An 18,380-nucleotide genomic window follows, 5' to 3' on the forward strand; every position below is an offset into this window, starting at 1 on the left:
GTCATGCACGCTCCGGCCCGGGCCGGTACCCCCCTTCGCCGGTCAGTGGCACGAAAGCCACGGGCAGCACGCTGCAGATCTGGATGTTACCCTCGGCGTCCTTGTCCACCGTCATCAACTCCTGATGGTGGTAAGGCGGGCCGACCGGAATCACCATGCGCCCCCCCGGCTTGAGTTGCCCGATCAATGGATCGGGGAAACAAGGGGCCGCCGCCGTGACGATGATGCCATCGTAGGGCGCGTGTTCGGGCCAGCCGAAGTAGCCGTCACCGATGCGGACTTCGACGTTGCGGTAGCCGAGCTCTTTCAGCCTCTCGGCCGCCTGCTCGCCCAGTTCCGGGATGATTTCGACCGTGTAGACCCGCTTCACCAGGCGCGACAGGACCGCCGCCTGATAGCCGGAACCGGCGCCGATTTCCAGGACGACCGACTCCTTCTCCGGATTCAGCAGATCGGTCATCAGCGCCACGATGAAGGGCTGGGAGATGGTCTGGCCGCAACCGATGGGGACCGGACCGTTGTCGAAAGCGAACTGCACCCGGTCGGCTGGCACGAAGCGATGCCGCGGAACCTTGCGCATGGCTTCCATCACCTCGGGCGACAGCGCGCTGCGGCCGGTGAGATGACGCGTCAGCGAAACCTCGGCCTCGAGGTCCCTCATCATCTGGGACAGACTCATCGCCCCTACCTCGCTTCGGGCGGAACAGGCGGACGATCTTACGCTTCTCCAACGACCCTGGAGCGCCGCGGCCGCCGTGATGTTGCAGAGATAGGCGAAACCCGCCCGAAGGCTTACAATCGCCCCACGATTACCTTAGCTCCCTTGTCAGACTTTTTCCCGCAGGAGGACGTCATGCAAGTCACCCGGCGCCAGTTTTTCAGGCTGAGTGCCGCAACGCTCGGGGGTTCCTCGCTGGCCGTCATGGGATTTTCGCCCCGGGAGGCGCTGGCGGAAGTGCGGCAGTTCAAACTGGCGCGCACGACGGAAACCCGCAATACCTGCCCGTATTGCTCGGTAGCCTGCGGTCTCATCATGTACAGTCTGGGCGACAAGGCCAAGAACGCCAAGGCGGAAATCATACACATCGAAGGCGACCCGGATCACCCGGTCAGCCGCGGCAGTCTCTGCCCCAAGGGGGCGGGACTGCTGGATTTCGTCCGCAGCCCCTCGCGCCTGAAATACCCGGAATACCGCGCCCCCGGCAGCGACGCATGGAAGCGCGTCTCCTGGGACTGGGCCCTCGAACGCATCGCCCGCCTGTTGAAAGAGGACCGTGACCGGAACTTCATCGCCAGGAACGAGCAGGGCCAGACGGTCAACCGCTGGACCTCGCTGGGCTTTCTGGCCGCATCCGCCGGCTCCAACGAAACCGGCTACCTGACCAACAAGATCGCCCGCGCCCTGGGGATAGTCATGCTGGACAGTCAGGCCCGCATCTGCCACGCGCCGTCCGTATCGGCCCTGGCATCCAGCTTCGGCCGCGGCGCCATGACCAACACCTGGATGGACATCAAGAACGCCGACGTCATCCTGGTGATGGGCGGCAACCCGGCCGAGGCCCATCCGGTGGGCTTCAAGTGGGCCATCGAAGCCAAGGCCAGGAACAAGGCCAGACTCATCGTGGTGGACCCGCGCTTCAACCGCACGGCGGCGGTGGCCGACTTCTACGCCCCCATCCGCGCCGGTACCGACATCGCATTCCTCAACGGCGTGATCCGCTATCTGCTGGAGAAGGACGCGATCAACCACGAATACGTCCGGGCCTACACCAACGCATCCTTCATCGTGCGGGAGGATTTCCGCTTCGAGGACGGCCTGTTCAGCGGCTACGACGCCGGCAAGACCGAGCAGCACTACGACCGCAGCACCTGGACCTATGAGCTGGACGAGCACGGCTACGCCAGGATCGACCCGACGCTCCGGCATCCCCGCTGCGTGTTCCAGTTACTGAAGACCCACGTCGAACGCTATACGCCGGACAAGGTGACCGAGCTGACCGGCACGCCCACGGACGCCTTCTTGAAAATCTGCGACCTGATCGCCTCCACCGCCGTGCCCGACCGCACCCTCACCAGCCTCTACGCCCTCGGCTGGACCCACCATTCGGTGGGCGTGCAGAACATCCGCGTCATGGCCATGATCCAGCTCCTGCTGGGCAACATCGGCGTCTCCGGCGGCGGCGTCAATGCCTTGCGCGGCCATTCCAACATCCAGGGACTGAGCGATCTGGGACTGCTCACCGACATGCTGCCCGGCTACATCACCCTGCCCAAGGACGGCGAAACCAGCCGCGCCGTCTACCTGGAAAAACGCACGCTCAAACCGCTGCGGCCGGGCCAGCTCAGTTACTGGTCGAACCTGCCCAAGTTCCACACCAGCCTGATGAAAGCCTGGTACGGCAAGGCGGCCACCCGGGACAACGACTACTGCTACGACTGGCTGCCCAAGCTGGACAAGCCCTATGACAGCCTGCGCATGTTCGACCTGATGGCCCAAGGCAAGGTCAACGGCTTCATCTGCCAGGGCTTCAACCCGCTGGCCTCGTATCCCGACAAGGGCAAGATCGCCACCGCCCTCGCCCGCCTGAAATTCCTGGTCGTCATGGATCCCTTGGCCACCGATACTTCCGTCTTCTGGCAGAACCACGACGAGTACAATCCAGTGAATCCCGCCGACATCCAGACCGAAGTGTTCCGCCTGCCGACCACCTGCTTCGCCGAGGAGGACGGCTCCCTGGTCAACAGCTCCCGCTGGCTGCAATGGCACTGGAAGGGCGCGGAACCGCCCGGAGAAGCGCGCAACGACATCGAAATCATGTCTGCTCTGTACCTGCGTTTGCGCGAAATGTACGAAAAGGAAAGCGGCGCTTTCCCCGATCCCATCCTCAATCTGCACTGGCCCTACCAGAAACCGGAGGAGCCCACGCCGGAAGAACTGGCCAAGGAATACAGCGGCTACGCCGTGGCCGACATCGCCGATCCCAAGGACCCGAGCAAGGTATTGGTCAAGGCCGGCCAGCAACTGGCCGGCTTCGCCCAGTTGCAGGACGACGGCAGCACCGCCTGCGGCAACTGGATTTTCAGTGGCGCCTTCACCGAAGCCGGTAACCAGATGGCGCGCCGTGACACGTCCGATCCCACCGGTTTGGGGATAGCCCCAGGCTGGGCCTGGGCCTGGCCGGCCAACCGGCGCATCCTCTACAACCGCGCCTCCTGCGATCCGGACGGCAAGCCCTGGAACGAAAAACGTCCCATCATCCACTGGGACGGCAGCCGCTGGACCGGCCTGGACGTGCCTGACTATAAGGCCGACGTCCCGCCGGGCAGCGACATGTCGCCTTTCATCATGAACCCGGAAGGGGTGGGCAGGCTGTTCGGCGCCGACCGGCTGGCCGACGGCCCCTTCCCCGAGCATTACGAGCCCTACGAAACGCCCCTGGACACCAATCCGCTGCATCCCAAGGTGGTCAGCAACCCGGCAGCGCGGGTGTTTCCCGGCGACAAGGCCATGCTGGGCGGCAAGGACGACTTCCCCTACGTCGCCACCACCTACCGCCTCACCGAACTCTTCAACACCTGGACCGACCACGTGCGCATCAATGCCTCGCTGCAACCGGAGCAGTTCGTGGAAATCGGCCAGGAACTGGCGCGGGAACTGGGCATCGCCAATGGCGAAATCGTCACCGTGCGCTCCAGACGCGGCTTCATCAAGGCCGTCGCCATGGTCACCAAGCGCATCAAGCCGCTGACGGTGGCGGGCCAGACCGTGCACCAGATCGGCATCCCGGTCCACTGGGGCTTGCAGGGTCAGACCCGCAAAGGCTTTTTCGCCAACAATCTGACGCCTTACCTGGGCGACGCCAATACCCAGACCCCCGAATACAAGGCGTTCCTGGTCAAAGTCGAAAAAGACCTGTCCGAACCCGGACCGCATACCCAAAAACTGGGCGAAGCTCAGGAAGGGCGCAGGCGCTCCGGCGGCAACGGAACTGCGGGTGCGACCGAGAAGTCGTCCTGGCTGACGCGCGTCCTCAAAGGGCGGCTGGAGGTTTGACCATGGCATTGCAATCCCTCGACATCGTCCGCCGCTCCGCCACCACGACGCCCAGCCCGCAGCAGCGGCAGACGACGGAGGTGGCCAAGCTCATCGACGTCACCAAGTGCATCGGCTGCAAGGCCTGCCAGTCGGCCTGCCAGGAGTGGAACGATCTGCGGGAGGAAGTCGGCATCAACGAGGGTTCCTACCAGAACCCGCACGATCTCACCGCCAATTCCTGGACCCTGATGCGCTTTACCGAGACCGAGGAAAACGGCACCCTCGAATGGCTGATCCGCAAGGACGGCTGCATGCACTGCGCCGACCCCGGCTGCCTCAAGGCCTGCCCCTCGCCGGGCGCGATCATCCAATACAGTAACGGCATCGTCGATTTCCACGAGGAAAACTGCATCGGCTGCGGCTACTGCATCGCCGGCTGCCCGTTCGACATTCCCCGCCTTTCCCCCAAGGACGGCAAGGCCTACAAGTGCACCCTGTGTTCGGACCGCGTGTCGGTGGGGCTGGAGCCGGCCTGCATCAAATCCTGCCCGACCCAGGCGCTGGTGTTCGGCAGCAAGGAAGACATGATCGAACACGCCAACGAGCGCATCGCCGACCTCAAGGAGCGCGGCTTCGAGAACGCCGGCCTCTACGACCCGCCGGGAGTGGGCGGCACCCACGTGATGTACGTGCTGCACCATGCCGACAAGCCGCAGCTCTACGATGGTCTGCCCCAATCCCCTCGGATCAGCGGTCTGGTCGGCCTGTGGAAAGGCATCTTCAAGCCCCTGGCCACGGCTGCCCTGGCGCTCACCGCACTGGCCGGGTTTTTCCACTATGTCACGGTCGGCCCCAACGAGACGGGGGAGGACGAAGAGGAGGAAAAGGCATGAGCAACGATCGGAATCCCTCGCGCATCGAGCGCTACAGCCCGGCGGAGCGTCTGAACCACTGGATCACCGCCCTCACCTTCCTGCTCCTGAGCTGCTCCGGCCTGGCGCTGTTCCATCCCGCCCTGTTCTGGTTCACCCAATTCTTCGGCGGGCCCACCTGGACCCGCATCCTGCACCCTTACATCGGCGTGGTGATGTTCGCCTCTTTCGGCGCTCTGGCGTTCAAATTCTGGCATCACAACCTGCTGACCCGGAACGACATCGTCTGGCTCCGCCGGATCGCCGACGTGGTGAGGAACCGCGAAGACCGGCTACCCGAGGTGGACCGCTACAACGCCGGCCAGAAAATGCTGTTCTGGACCATGATCACCACCATCCCGGCCCTGCTCCTCACCGGCATCGTGATCTGGCGGCCCTGGTTCGCGCCCTATTTCGACATCGGGGTAATCCGCCTGGCACTGCTGCTCCATGCCTTCTGCGCCTTCATCATGATCGCTGGCATCATCGTCCACGTCTATGCTGCCCTGTGGATCAAGGGCACCATCGGCGCGATGGTCCGCGGCAGCGTGAGCCGGGCCTGGGCGCGCAAACATCATCCGGGCTGGTATCGGCGGGTGACCGGCGGAGGGTAGACTCTGCCAACGTCCTTCGTTCGGTCTATAATGCCCGGCCTTTTGCGTGACCAGGACTTCACCCATGAGCCAGTTCGACAACGTCAGCGTCGTCAAGCAAGCCAACGTCTATTTCGGCGGCAAATGCATCAGCCACACCGTGCAGTTCCCCGATGGCAGCCGCAAGACCCTGGGGGTGATCCTGCCCTCCACCCTGCACTTCGAAACCGGCGCCCCGGAGGTCATGGAAATCGTCGCCGGCGGATGCCGCGTGCAGCTCGCCGGCCAGACGGGGTGGCAAAGCTATCAGGCCGGCGACTCATTCAGCATCCCGGGAAACAGCGGCTTCCAGATCGAGGTGAGCGATACGCTCCATTACGTATGCCACTTCGGGTGAGTCCTTCGGCGGTGCGACAGGAACGTGAAGGTCGGAATGAAACGGAATGCCTTCTACCTGCGTAAGCTGCTCGAGATCGCTCTGGGCATCGCCGCGCTGGAACTCCTGTTCCACCTGTTCCGGCTCGGCGCTGCGGTCTACGCACCGTAAACCCATGCCCCCTGATCGCATCCAGTACTGGTGATATCATCAGGGCGGAACCGTGAACGCGCATCCCGGCAGAGCGCGCGACGGACGTCAAACAACCTGATTTGAGGAACGAATCGATGAAATACCTGTTCAGACATCCTTTGCTGGTATTCGGTCTGGGCATCGCCGCCGGCTACCTGGTGCACAAATACCGCCGGGAAATCCTCGCGGCCACCTCGGGATTTACGGACAAAGGACGGGAGTTCGTATTGGGTTCCCAGCAACACGACGTCTCGGGCGGTTGCGAGGAGTGCGAAGACTGAAGCAAGACGCGGCCGACCGGGGAATGGAGAGGGCCTTCTACGCATACACCCCGGACGACCACTGATTCGATTACGCAAATCACGGGCCAAGTGCGAAAGGACGGCTCACCGGGAGAGCCGGTAACCTGCCCGGCAGTGGAAGTGCGCGATTCGGCAAAAAACTGCGGCTTTTCACTCACACTGCCAGGGGGCGAACCGTTCGCCCGCCGCCCCTGAGCAACGCCGAAGGGAAGCAGATGCCCCGGTTTCGGCCCGGCTCAGTCTGCGGCCGACCCGGGTCCGCACACCCGGCTTTTCGGCAGCGCCCGCGCCGAATCCCAGGTGCTCAAACCGTAACGGGACACCTTCTTGTATAGCGTCGAGCGCGCGATCCCCAAAACGCGGGCCGCCTGACTCATGTTGCCGCGGCAGCTGCAGATGGCCGCGGCGATGCTTTCCGATTCCACTTTCGACAGGCTCAGCCCGTCGGCGAAGTGGACAGCTTCCCGACCCTCCAGGCCGGAGGATCCCTCGTATTGCTCCGCCTCTTCGAGAAAATCGGCCGGCAGATCGTCCACCGTCAACACACTGCCGGAGCAGGCGAACAGAGCATTCCTGATCACGTTGCGCAACTCCCGCAGGTTCCCCGGCCAGGGATGACGCTCGAACAGTGCCATGACGCCTTCACCCAAACGAATCCGGGATGCTCCCGCCGCCGCAGCCTCCTGTTCGAACACCGCGTGGAATATCCGGCACCGGTCGGGCCGTTGCCGCAGGGGTGGGAGATGCAGACGCGCACCGTTGAGCCGGTAATACAGATCGCGCCGGAAACGTCCCTGGCGGATCGCTTCCTGCAAGTCGACATTGGTGGCAGCCACGACCTGGACGTCGACGCGCAGGGGTTTGGCGCCACCGACTGGCACGAACTCACCGGTCTCCAGGACACGCAACAGCGTCGCCTGGAGATCGAAGCTCATATCACCGATTTCGTCGAGAAACAGCACGCCGCCATCGGCGAGGAGAAATTTTCCCGGCTTTCCGCGGCTGCGGGCACCGGTGAAACTGCCGGCTTCGTAACCGAACAGCTCGCTCTCGATGAGGTCCTTGGGAATCGACGCGCAGTTGACGGCCACCAGCGGACCCTTCCGCCGCGGCCCGAGGCGATGGGCGAAGCGGACCAAGTACTCCTTTCCCGTACCCGATTCACCGCTGACGAGCAGCGGAATGCCTCGCTCCTGCAACCGCAAGGCCTTGTCGAGGAGCCCCTCGACCGCCGCGTCACGGATCAGGCCATGTTCACCCGGCGGCACTTCGGTCACCTGCTCGGCTCTGCGGTTTCGCTCCGGACCAGGCGCGGCCAGTCCGTCGCAAGCCATGCGCAGAAAGGCTAGCAGCGCTCCTGCGGAACCGCGCCGGTCGCTCACCAGACCGACCAGGGCAGTGGTTTCTCCGGCCGCGTTCCGCAGCGGGCAGCCCGCGGTCACCAGGGCATGCAGCCTCGCACCGTAGTGCTCCTTGCCTTCGAAGGCGATGGCCGTACCCAGCACCGCCGCGCTGCCGATGCCATTGTTGCCCAGCACCTCTTCCCGCCAATCGGCGCCAGTCCTGAGCAGCTCCCGGATGACCGGCGCCATCCGCAAGCCGTCGTCCAGCACCCGGAAAATCCGGCAGCGGGCGTCCGCGACGATCAGGGCCGCCTGGGCGCCTTTCAGGAAATCGAAAATGCCGCGGACCCGTTCCCAGACCGACGCGAGCTCCAAGGAAACGCAAGGTTCCAGACCATCCGGGCCGGCCTTGCGGGGCCAGTCGTCGGTACCCGGCGGAAGCCGGTAGTCCTCGAAACAGCGGCACCAGGCTTCGGCCACTTCCGGGCGCACCCAGTCCAGGGCCGCCGGCAGAACCCCCGTCTGACGCATCCATTCCCACGCCTGATCGGGCCGATCCACGTATACACTGCTGAAACGGTTCCAATCGGGAAATTCGACGGGCCTGGAAACGGGTGACAGGTACTGTTCGCTCAACATCGGCGGCTATCTCCTTGGCATGAAGCTACGATCGACCTTTCGTACGGCAACTGCCCTTCCGGGAGCGGCCGGCCATGCATAACCACATCTTGACTTCTTGTTTTGCCGAACCTTCGACGGCACCTTGCAAGCAGGGCCGGAGGAGGCTCCGAATGCGCCCCTGTGCGGGACCGATTCTTTCGTCCATCGGCGAGGAGGCGTGTGTGACACAGTAGCAACTCGCTCATGTGCCATCAATGCGGCTGATTGTCGCAGAGAATCAACGGCATGGCCCAGCCGGACACCGTCGGGACCCGCGGCCGGTACGGGGCTCTTCCCAGTACCGTACTCTGTTGAAACCGCGAACGATTTGCCATTAGACTGCGCCGCAATCCAGGCAAGGGTGGCCGCTGCTCCAGCGGCCGTTCGCGCGGCCGCCACGCCCTGCAACAACCCAAGGAAACCATGTCCGAAGATCTCACCTCCCCCCCTGCCATGCGGCAGCGCTTCCTGCGCTCCCTGGGCAGCATCTGCCTCATCGTCATCCTGGCCGAAGTCATCGTGATGACGCTGTTGGGAGCGCTCCACCGCGGCGGGCTGGAGCTGGTGCGGTGGCAAGAAAGTGCGCTGGATGGACTGCTGCTCGGCCTCTTCAGCGCCCCCTTGCTGTGGATCATGGCGCTGCGGCCGCTCGCCCAGCAGATCGCCCGGGAAAGCCAGCGCAACAAGGAGCTCCTGGACGCCCTGGATGCGCATGCGCTGGTCAGTATCACCGACCTGCAGGGACGGATACTGTACGCCAACGACAATTTCTGCGCGGTGTCACGCTATGGCCGGGAAGAGCTGGTCGGACAGGACCACCGCATCGTCAATTCCGGTTACCACGGCAAGGCCTACATCCGCGACATGTGGCGCACCATCAGCCGGGGAAACATCTGGCAGGGCGAGTTCTGCAACCGCCGTAAGGACGGAACCCGCTACTGGGTCGACAGCACCATCGTCCCGCTGATGGACAATGCTGGCAAGCCGCGGCAGTACATATCCATCCGCCGCGACATCACGGCGCAGAAAGAAGCCGAGGCCCAGCTCGCCCGCCTCAAGCAGGCGATGGACGCCAACAGCGAGATGATCCTGCTCACCGACCGCGCCGGACGCATCATCTATGCGAACCCGGCGCTGTGCCGCTTCAGCGGAATGGCGGAAGGGGAATTGCTTGGCCAGAGCCCCAGCATCCTGGACAGCCCGCTCGCCGATCAAGAGACCCTGGCTGCCATGCAGGAGGCGCTCCAGGCCGGCCGGCCCTGGTCCGGACGACTCCTGAACCGGCGCCGGACGGGACCCGCCCTCCATGATGCCGAGGACTACTGGGCGGAGATCAGCACCACGCCGATCCATACCGAGGGCAACGGACTGGTGGGCTACGTCCAGATCCAGCACGACGTGAGCGCCCGGGTCGAACGGGAACGCGCACTGGCGATGGAGCAGGAGGACACCGCCGCCCGCCTGCGCGTCACCGAAACCCTGCAGCAAAGCGCCCCGCTGGATGAGCGGTGCCGGCAGGTGCTCCGCATCCTGTTCGGGCTCGGTACCTTCGGCCTGCAACGGAAGGGCGGAATATTCCTCAAGGCGGAGAATGGGGACTGCCTGAAGCTATTCGTGCTGGAAGGGAAATTCTGTGACGAATTCGTCCGGCGCGAACAGACCATCCCCATGGGCGCATGTCTGTGCGGCCGAAGCGCGGTCTCGGGGGAAATCCTGGTCTCCGACGACTGTTTCCAGGACCACCGGCACGAACACCGCTTCGAGGACATGGAAAGCCATGGCCATTACATCGTGCCCATCGCGTCCGGCGGCGATTTGCTGGGAGTGTTGTTCCTTTACACCGACCCCAACCCCACCCGTAGCGAAGCACGGATGGTGATGCTCCGGCAGGTCGGCGAAATGCTGGCGCTGGCGATACTCGAGGACCGCGCCAAGGCGTCCCTGAAGGCAGCCCACGATGCCGCGGTGGATGCCGCCCAGGCCAAGAGCGCATTCCTGGCCAACATGAGCCACGAGATCCGCACGCCGATGAACGGCGTGCTCGGCATGCTGGAGCTACTGAAAGACACCGACATGTCCCGCGAGCAGTGGGATCTGGTCGAAACCGCATCGAATTCCGCCGAATCCCTGCTCGAAATCATCAATTCGATTCTCGACTTCTCCAAGCTCGAAGCGGGCAAGGTCGAAATCGAACGGACCGAATTCAATCTGCCGGATCTGGTGGAAGAGGTCTGCGCTCTGCTGGCCGGCCGGGCCCATGACAAAGGTCTGGAGCTGAACTGCTTCCTACCCGCGGACCTGCCCAGGATGTGGATCGGTGACCCGACACGCATCCGCCAGATACTCACCAACCTGCTCGGCAACTCGGTCAAATTCACCGAGCGCGGTGAGGTTTCAGTCAAGGTGATGCAGGGGGAGGCCGGCGCAAAGCGGACTGACCTGAGTTTCGAGATCCGGGACACCGGCATAGGCATCGCGCCGGACGTCCAGGAGCGGCTATTCCAGCCGTTCACCCAGGCCGATGGCTCCACCTCCCGCCGCTTCGGCGGCACCGGTCTCGGCCTGTCCATCTGCCGAAACCTGGTCGAACTCATGGGCGGGACCATCGGCCTGGAAAGCGCCCCCGGCCGGGGCAGCCGCTTCTGGTTCACCCTCCCTCTCGAACCCCTCCCCGGCGCGTCCGCACCGGCCCTGCCGGACTTCTCCCACCGGCGGGTGCTGGTGGTGGACGACAACGCCACCAACCGTGTCATCCTGAGCCATTATCTGACCCACTGGGGCCTGGAAGTAGACGAAGCGGAGCGGGGCGACACCGCTCTGAACCGACTGCGGACCGCCGTGAACGAATCGAGGCCCTACGACATCGTCTTGCTCGATCTCCACATGCCGTACATGGACGGGCACGAACTCGCCCGGGCCATGAATGCAGAACCGGGGCTCAAGGATACCCCGCGTCTGCTGCTGTCCTCCGGAGGCTTGACCGGCGAAGCCGAGCTTCGTGCGCTGGGGATCGCACGCAGCCTGCTGAAACCGGTGCGGCAATCCCTGCTGTTCAACGCCATCGCGGAAGTCCTCGCTGCCAAGGCCACGGTACAGCGCCGGCCAGCCGCCAAGACGGAAACCGTCCTGCCGGCTTATGAAGGCCGCAGAGTGTTGGTCGTGGAAGACAACCGGGTCAACCAGAAGGTGATCGTCGCCATGCTCGGCAAGTTCGGTATCGTTCCCAACGTCGCCGACAATGGTCAAGCCGCACTGGAACTGTTGGCCCGTTCCTCTTACGACCTGGTCCTGATGGACTGCCAGATGCCGGTGCTGGGAGGCTACGAAGCCACCGGCGAACTGCGGGCCAGAGAGATGTCCGCGGGAGGGAGACGCACCCCCGTCGTCGCGCTCACCGCCCATGCCGCGACCGGCGAACGGGAAAAATGCCTGGCCGCCGGCATGGACGACTATCTCAGCAAGCCCATTTCCAGGGACCGTCTCGCCGAAGCGCTCGAGCGCTGGCTGGGCAATCCCGCCGCCCCGGCATCCGCGGAAACCGGGCAGGAGGCCGTGAACGACGATGGCGGAGATCGGCCCACCGGCCTTTCCTGGAACAGGGAGGAAACGCTGGCGCGCCTGGACCACGACGAGGCACTCCTGGCAGAAATGATCGCTCTCTGCATCGAGGAGCTTCCCAGACATCTCGCCGCCCTCCAGGAAGCGGGCGCGGCCAACGACATCGGCGCGCTGGCCGATGCGGCGCACGCCATCAAAGGCATGGCGGGGCATTTCTGCGCCGGTTCTGTCCGGGACCTGGCCGCGCGGCTGGAAGACCAAGCCCGCAAGGCGGGACCGATGCCGGACGCCGCATCGATCGGCGCACTGGAGACTGCCGCCGCACGGTTGCTGGAGGACCTGCACGGCGGCTCTCCCGCGGGAGATCCGGCAAAGGGCACGAACGATGCTGTGCCATGAAATCTCCGTCCGCAGGGACACCCGACCGGCACGCTTCGTCGCGTTCGGTCCCGGACAGGTGGAACATGCATAAGCCAATGCTGTGCGACTCGCTGCCCACCGCCTCCCGCACGGCCGCGGCGATCCTGAACCTGGCCCAGAGCGAGGACGTCACTGCCGAAGCCTTGGCTCAGTTGATCCAGACCGATCCTGCGCTCACCGGGCGGATATTGCGCTTCGCCAATGCTCCTGCCCAGGGCACGCGCCGGCCCGTCGCCAGCGTCATCGACGCCATCGACCTCGTCGGCCTCCCGGCCGTCCGACAGTTCGCCCTGAGCCTCTCGCTCATCGATGCCCATCGTGAAGGCAGATGCGAGGCGTTCGATTACGCAGCCTACTGGCAAAAGTCCCTAGCCCGCGCCGTTGCACTCCAATCGATCACGTCCCAGGCATCCACCGTAGCCCCCAAGGAGGCTTTCACACTGGGTCTGTTGGCCGACGTCGGCCGTCTCGCGCTGGCCACCGCCTGGCCGGAGGAATACAGCGAGTGTCTCCGGAAAGCGGACGGCGAAGCCTTGATCGCCCTTGAACGGGAACGCTTTGCCACCGATCACGACGAGCTGACCCGGATGCTGCTGACGGACTGGGGGTTTCCGCAGGTTTTCATCGACGCGCTCCAATTGAGCCAACAGGACGAAATCCGGGACGAAGGCCGCACCGGCCGCTTCGCGCGACAGCTGGCCCTGGCGCAACACATCGCGGATCACCGTCTTGCCGAAAAACCGCGGCGCGCGGCGTTGTCCCCATTGCTGCGGGCGGAAGCACGACGATGCGGACTCGGCGACGAAGACCTGGCTCGTTTGCTCGCAGACCCGCCGGCGGATTGGCTCGACTGGACCCGGACGATCGGCCTCCCCGGAGACGCCCCGACCGGAGGAGCGGAGCCTTCCCGTCCGCCGCCACAGACGGACGAAAAACTGCACGTGCTGCTCGCGGACGATGATCCCATCATGCTCGCCCGCCTCTCCCGGCAACTCGAAGCAGACGGGCACCACGTCGCCTCACGGCGGGATGGCGAAACCGCGCTCGCATACGCGCTCGAGCACCAACCGGAAATGGTGATCACGGACTGGCACATGAAACCCATGAACGGGCTGGAACTGTGCAGAGCATTGCGTGAATCGGCGCTCGGCGGCAATGTTTACATCGTGATGCTCACGGCAAGCGAGAGTGAGGATGCGTTGGTCGAAGCCTTCGGCGCCGGCATCGACGATTATGTCATCAAGCCTCCCAGTGTCAGGGTCCTCAAGGCGCGCATACGGGCCGGTCAACGCATCATCACCCTACACAAGAAGCTCGCGCGGGAACGCAAGGAAATCGAACGCTACTCGTCGGAACTGGCCGCTGCGAACCGCCGCCTGGAACTGATGGCCCATACAGACCAGCTCACCGGCCTGCCCAACCGCCGCTACGCGATGGACAGGCTGGAACGGGAATGGGCGCAGGCGCGGACGTTCGGCCGCCCGCTGAGCATCATGATGCTCGACCTCGACTGGTTCAAATCCGTCAACGACTCCCTCGGCCATGACGCCGGAGACCAGGCGCTCGTCCATGCCGCGCGCGTCATGCGCGAAACCGTGCGCACCAGCGACGTCGTTTGCCGGATGGGAGGCGAAGAATTTCTGATCATCATCCCGGACACGGCAGGGCCAGCCGCCATCCAGACCGCCGAGCGCGTCCGCAGCGCGGTCGAGCAGCAGCAGCCGGCGAAACTCAAGCTGTCCCGCCCGCTGACGGCCAGCATCGGCGTGGCGGACTCCACGTCCGCCCCCAGCCTGAAGGACCTGCTGCTGAAGGCGGACAACGCCCTTTACCAGGTCAAGCAGAACGGGCGTAACGGCGTACGCTATGCCGGTCTCTGACTATCCCAGGATTCGAGGGCGTCCTCCCCCGCTCAGACCCGCGGATCCTCCCGGGTCGCGGCGGCCCACTCCGCACTGAAACCGGCGAAAGCGTCAGTGTCAGGAATCTCCAGTACCACGGCTTCGGTGGTGAGAAACGTGCCGGCCACCGACGCGGCTTTTTCCAGGGCCAGCCTGAGCACCTTGGCGGCATCCCAAATGCCTCTGGCGTGGAGGTCGCAGAAACTTCCGCTTTCCTGATCGTAACCCCACGAGGGATTGGCGTGATCCATGACCTTGGCGACGACGGCCTCTCCTGACAGTCCCGAATTTTCTCCGATGATCCGGAGGGGCTCCGTCAGTGCGGAACGGACGATGCCGATGCCGCGTGCTTCGTCGGCATCGCGCGCTTCCAGCTCGGCCAAAACGGGCATGCTGCCCAGAAACCCGACACCGCCGCCGGGCAACACCCCCTCCTCCAATGCAGACACCACCGAGCGGTAGGCATTTTCGATCCGTACCATCCGCTCCTTCATCTCCACGTCGGTCACGCCGCCCACGCGGTAGACCGCGGACTTGCCGCTCAGACCGACGATCCGGGCCTCGATTTCCTCGAGCTCGTGCAAGCGCCCCGTCGCAGATCCCTGACCAGGCTTGAGCGCCCGGTACTGCTCCGCTTCCAGGCGCAAACCCTCCAAGCGGGCCCGGGAGGCTTCGGTGCCCGGTATGCCGAGCAGCGCAGTATCGTCGGCGCTGACGACCGCCCGCCGCACCCGCCCCAGGTCGGCCAGCGTGACCCGGTCCAATCGGTCGCCCTGCGCTTCCAGGACCGCCCGCCCGCCGGTCAACGCCGCCAGATCCAAAAGGCGGTTCGGCCGCTTGTCGCCGAACCCGGGCGCGGTGACGGCGACGGCCTTGAAGACGCCGCGAACGTGATTGAGCAAAAGGCCGGCCAGGGCCTTCTCGTGGACACGGTCGGCGGCGATCAGGAGGCTGCCACCGGCCTCGGTCACCGCCTCCAGCAGGGGTACCAAATCGATGAAATCGACCACCTCCCGATCGGTCATCAAGAGGTAGACGTCTTCGAGTTCGGCCAGCTCGCGAGCCCGGTCGGTCACAAAATAGGGCGACAGATAACCTTTTTCCCAACGATACCCGTCGACCACGTCGAGCAGGTCCTCGCGCCGCTGCCCCAGTTCGATCGACACGGCGCCGTGGACGCCGACCGCATCCAGCGCCTCCAGCAGCAACCGGCCCACGCCCGGTTCGCCCTTGGTCGCCACCGCAGCCACCCCCAGGATGACCGATTCCTTGTCGCCGCGCCAGGCCCGAGCCCCGATGTCCTCGCTCACGCGGGCGACGGCACGGTCGATACCACGCTTGAGAGCGATGGGATCGGCCCCGACCGCGAGGCTCTTGAACATCTCCCGGGCGATATGGCGGGCCAGCACGATGGCGGTGGTGGTGCCATCCCCTGCTTCGCGGGACATGGTGCCGGCGACGTCACGCAGCAGCCGGGCACCGAGATTCGCGACACGGTCCTTGAGTACGATGGAGTTTGCCACCGTGACGCCGTCCCGCGTCGAAATGGGGGGCAGGCCATCGGCACGGTGCTGGATCATGACGCTGGGGCCGGTGGCTCCCAGCGTCGGTATCGCCGCCCGCGCGAGTATCTCGATGCCCTGCATCATGCGCTGCCGCGCACTCCCCCTGTAAACCACTTCCTTTGCCATGTTGGTTCGACTCCGTTTCAGGATTGTTCGCTTTTTCGCGCCGCCGGCGACAGGTGGCGCATATAGGCCTCGCCGGCATTGGCGCGGGAGGTTCGGGCCCGCCTGAGACGGGACCAGATCCACACCAGTTCCCGGTCGCGGAAGTCCATGGTCCGCTTGAGCTCCCATTCCTCCTCGGGAGTGAGAACGTGGTCCCAGTATTCCTTGAGCTCGGCGACCCGGCCCGTGCCCAGGGATGCCGCAAGTCCCTTTTCCTTGCGTGCGAGCTCCTGGATGCTGGCGTCCAGCTGCTCGATCATTTCACGCAGGAATTGGGGCGGGAACTGCTCGGTGGTCACGGTACTTCCCCGGTTCAGGCCGCCCCGGACGGCAGGAATTTTTCGAAGAAGACCTGTTCGCCGGGGATACCGCGGCTGCGTACCAGCTCGCAGGCGGCATCGATCATGCCCGGCGGACCGCACAAATAAATGTCTGGGTTGGCGTCGGAGGACTCCAGATCTTCCCGCAACGCATCGATGGGCGAACCCTGCTCGCCTTCCCAGTCCCCGCTCGGGTGCCAGACACAGGCCTTCACGGTGAGATTGCGCATCGATCGTTCCAGGGATTTGAGCTCGTCGATGTAGAACAATTCTGGCTCGGTGTTCACACCGAAATAGATGCGGGTCTCGTTCGGCGCGGTCCACTCCTGCATCTGCCGCACCATCGAGACCACCGGCGCCAACCCGGTGCCGCCGGCCACGAAATAGCGCGGCGCCATGCCCCGCTCCTTGAGGCCGAACACGCCCAGTGGCCCTTTGACCGAGAGGACCTGGCCGACACGCGCGTCATTGCGCAGGTAGTCCGAAAACCGTCCCTCCGGTAACACGCGGATCAGGAACTCCAGGCGGCCTTCGGGATTAGGAAGGTTCGCCGGCGAGTAGGAGCGGGAGACATCGGTGCCGGGGATGGTCAGGTCCATGAACTGACCGGGTTCGAATTTCACGCCCCGGTTGCCGCATTCATCGGGCCGCTTCTGCAAAAGAAACTGGACGGTGTTGCTCGAAACCCAGTTGAGGCCGACGACCTCCGCCTCGAAACTGCCGACCTCACCAAAACTGATGCGGCAATGGGTATAGGGCAGTTCGATTTCCAGGTCGGTCTTCGGGTAGGTCCGGCACAACAGCACCAACCCTTCCTCCTCCTCTTCCGGCGGCAGCGCCTGAACGCTGCAGCCCTTGAGGTCGTAGTCCCCTTCGCTGCACAAGGCCTTGCAGGTCGCACAGCCGCCCTCCCGGCAGGACGACATCAGAAAGATGTTCTGGCGCAGGGCGGCGGTGATGACGTCCTCGTCCGAACGGCATTCGAAGCGGAGCGATTCGCCATCCTCCGTCACCGCCGTGATAGTGTGAACTCGCTGCATAAACTTACCTGTTCAATGTTGAACTCCGCCGGTCCGGTCCTCTGCCGGGGCGCGTTGTTCGGTCATACCAAAATAATTCAGTACGTGCGTCACGGCGCGGATCGACGACTCCAGGCTGATCGAGCAACCCTCCTGGACGATCCTTTCTTCCCGGACGATGACCCACCGCCACATGAAATCGAGATCCTTGGCATAGGCTGCGTAGGTCTCGTCCCGTTTGAGCAGATGCCAGTCCGCGGAAGGGAAGAAACCGGCCTGGGGCCGTGGTTCCTCGAACCATTCGTCTGCGTCGCCCGAAAATGGCTGAAATGCCGATTCGACCATGGTGATTTCCTTACGAAAGATGGAGGGGGAGCCGTGGACCGGCACGCCCCCTGAAAACCAGAGATTCCGGGCCGGCCTGCCGGCCCGGAACGGCATCCCTGCCCCCTGGACTTCACGGCGATGCCGTCGAGTCCAGGGCGAGACTTCCTCCCGTCAGTGCGGCGCCTGCAGATGCACCACCCGCACACCGCGCTGTTTGCGCAGTTCTTCCAGCGGCGTGTCGTAGTAGTTGAGGTTGCGCAGTTCCATCAGCCGGGTCCCCAACTGACGCTCGCCGTCCAGGAAATAGTTCACCGGCATGATCGGCGGCTTGTAGGCCTGGCGGAAACCGATATGGATCTTCTCCGCCTCCCACTTGTCCTTGGCCGCGTTCATCTTCGCGACGGTGCCGTCCAGAACGGACTTGGCATCCTCGCCGAAAGCGGTCTTATGACGGAAGTCCACCTCGTTGAAGGCGCGTGCCTTGAGGACGGCGACCTTCTCTTCGAGCTTGGCCTCGATCCAGAGGTAGTCGTTGTCCAGTTCGTAGCTGTTGCGGAACGGCGTGGTGTGGTCCATCCGGAACTGCTTCAGCATCTCGGCCGCTTTTTCCAGGGTGTTGAGCTGCGCGATCTTGTTCACCCAGGCGTCGCGGGTGTCGTTGCTGTGTATACCCAGTTTCGCCATGTCATTCT

The 18,380-nt window shown here is 64.3% G+C and carries 13 protein-coding genes and 1 pseudogene; 7 read left to right on the forward strand and 7 right to left on the reverse strand.

Annotated features, from left to right (window positions below; genetic code table 11):
- Position 1: 1 nt before the first annotated feature.
- Positions 2 to 679: a protein-L-isoaspartate(D-aspartate) O-methyltransferase gene (locus ACSHWJ_RS02825; protein ID WP_017364993.1), complete on the reverse strand. Its 678-nt coding sequence runs from the start codon at positions 677 to 679 to the stop codon at positions 2 to 4.
- Between the two features lie 174 nt (positions 680 to 853).
- On the opposite strand from ACSHWJ_RS02825, the pseudogene fdnG reads away from it, so the two are divergent.
- From fdnG to ACSHWJ_RS02850, 5 genes and pseudogenes are all read left to right on the forward strand, one after another.
- Positions 854 to 3,910, forward strand: a pseudogene (fdnG, locus tag ACSHWJ_RS02830) (formate dehydrogenase-N subunit alpha); the annotation flags it as partial.
- A 146-nt stretch (positions 3,911 to 4,056) separates the two neighbouring features.
- Positions 4,057 to 4,929, forward strand: coding sequence for a formate dehydrogenase subunit beta (gene fdxH, locus ACSHWJ_RS02835; protein WP_010960495.1), 873 nt, complete (start codon positions 4,057 to 4,059; stop codon positions 4,927 to 4,929).
- Positions 4,926 to 5,561 (forward strand): formate dehydrogenase subunit gamma, encoded by a 636-nt coding sequence (locus ACSHWJ_RS02840; protein WP_282213398.1) that lies wholly within the window; start codon positions 4,926 to 4,928, stop codon positions 5,559 to 5,561. Before fdxH ends, ACSHWJ_RS02840 begins: the two co-directional genes overlap by 4 nt.
- 64 nt (positions 5,562 to 5,625) lie before the next feature.
- A complete protein-coding gene (locus ACSHWJ_RS02845; RefSeq protein WP_017364990.1) occupies positions 5,626 to 5,937 on the forward strand; it encodes a pyrimidine/purine nucleoside phosphorylase in 312 nt (103 codons plus the stop codon).
- A gap of 266 nt (positions 5,938 to 6,203) precedes the next feature.
- Positions 6,204 to 6,389, forward strand: a complete 186-nt coding sequence (locus ACSHWJ_RS02850; RefSeq protein WP_017364988.1) for a hypothetical protein — start codon at positions 6,204 to 6,206, stop codon at positions 6,387 to 6,389.
- A 257-nt stretch (positions 6,390 to 6,646) separates the two neighbouring features.
- On the opposite strand, the gene ACSHWJ_RS02855 is transcribed toward ACSHWJ_RS02850, so the two are convergent.
- Positions 6,647 to 8,392, reverse strand: coding sequence for a sigma-54-dependent Fis family transcriptional regulator (locus ACSHWJ_RS02855; protein ID WP_010960492.1), 1,746 nt, complete (start codon positions 8,390 to 8,392; stop codon positions 6,647 to 6,649).
- 444 nt (positions 8,393 to 8,836) lie between these two features.
- Between ACSHWJ_RS02855 and ACSHWJ_RS02860 the strand changes: the two genes are divergently transcribed.
- Both ACSHWJ_RS02860 and ACSHWJ_RS02865 read left to right on the forward strand, forming a co-directional pair.
- Positions 8,837 to 12,370, forward strand: a complete 3,534-nt coding sequence (locus ACSHWJ_RS02860; RefSeq protein WP_218797616.1) for a response regulator — start codon at positions 8,837 to 8,839, stop codon at positions 12,368 to 12,370.
- Between the two features lie 65 nt (positions 12,371 to 12,435).
- On the forward strand, positions 12,436 to 14,271 hold the full coding sequence (locus tag ACSHWJ_RS02865) for a GGDEF domain-containing response regulator (RefSeq protein ID WP_256993199.1): 1,836 nt from the start codon (positions 12,436 to 12,438) through the stop codon (positions 14,269 to 14,271).
- 32 nt (positions 14,272 to 14,303) lie between these two features.
- Here ACSHWJ_RS02865 and ACSHWJ_RS02870 read toward each other — a convergent pair whose 3' ends face one another.
- The 5 genes from ACSHWJ_RS02870 to mmoZ all read right to left on the reverse strand — a co-directional run bounded on the left by ACSHWJ_RS02870 (position 14,304) and on the right by mmoZ (position 18,372).
- On the reverse strand, positions 14,304 to 15,983 hold the full coding sequence (locus tag ACSHWJ_RS02870) for an Hsp60 family chaperonin (protein ID WP_218801249.1): 1,680 nt from the start codon (positions 15,981 to 15,983) through the stop codon (positions 14,304 to 14,306).
- Between the two features lie 17 nt (positions 15,984 to 16,000).
- Positions 16,001 to 16,321, reverse strand: coding sequence for a hypothetical protein (locus ACSHWJ_RS02875; protein ID WP_017364984.1), 321 nt, complete (start codon positions 16,319 to 16,321; stop codon positions 16,001 to 16,003).
- A 14-nt stretch (positions 16,322 to 16,335) separates the two neighbouring features.
- Entirely contained in the window at positions 16,336 to 17,382 is a 1,047-nt protein-coding gene (mmoC, locus tag ACSHWJ_RS02880) for an aromatic/alkene monooxygenase hydroxylase FAD-binding subunit MmoC (protein WP_010960487.1), read from the reverse strand.
- 12 nt (positions 17,383 to 17,394) lie between these two features.
- Entirely contained in the window at positions 17,395 to 17,706 is a 312-nt protein-coding gene (gene mmoD, locus ACSHWJ_RS02885) for a soluble methane monooxygenase-binding protein MmoD (protein WP_010960486.1), read from the reverse strand.
- 153 nt (positions 17,707 to 17,859) lie between these two features.
- Entirely contained in the window at positions 17,860 to 18,372 is a 513-nt protein-coding gene (gene mmoZ / locus ACSHWJ_RS02890; protein WP_218797614.1) for an aromatic/alkene monooxygenase hydroxylase subunit gamma, read from the reverse strand.
- Positions 18,373 to 18,380: the final 8 nt, after the last annotated feature.

Source organism: Methylococcus sp. S1M (genome assembly GCF_051295855.1).
GTDB lineage: Bacteria > Pseudomonadota > Gammaproteobacteria > Methylococcales > Methylococcaceae > Methylococcus > Methylococcus capsulatus.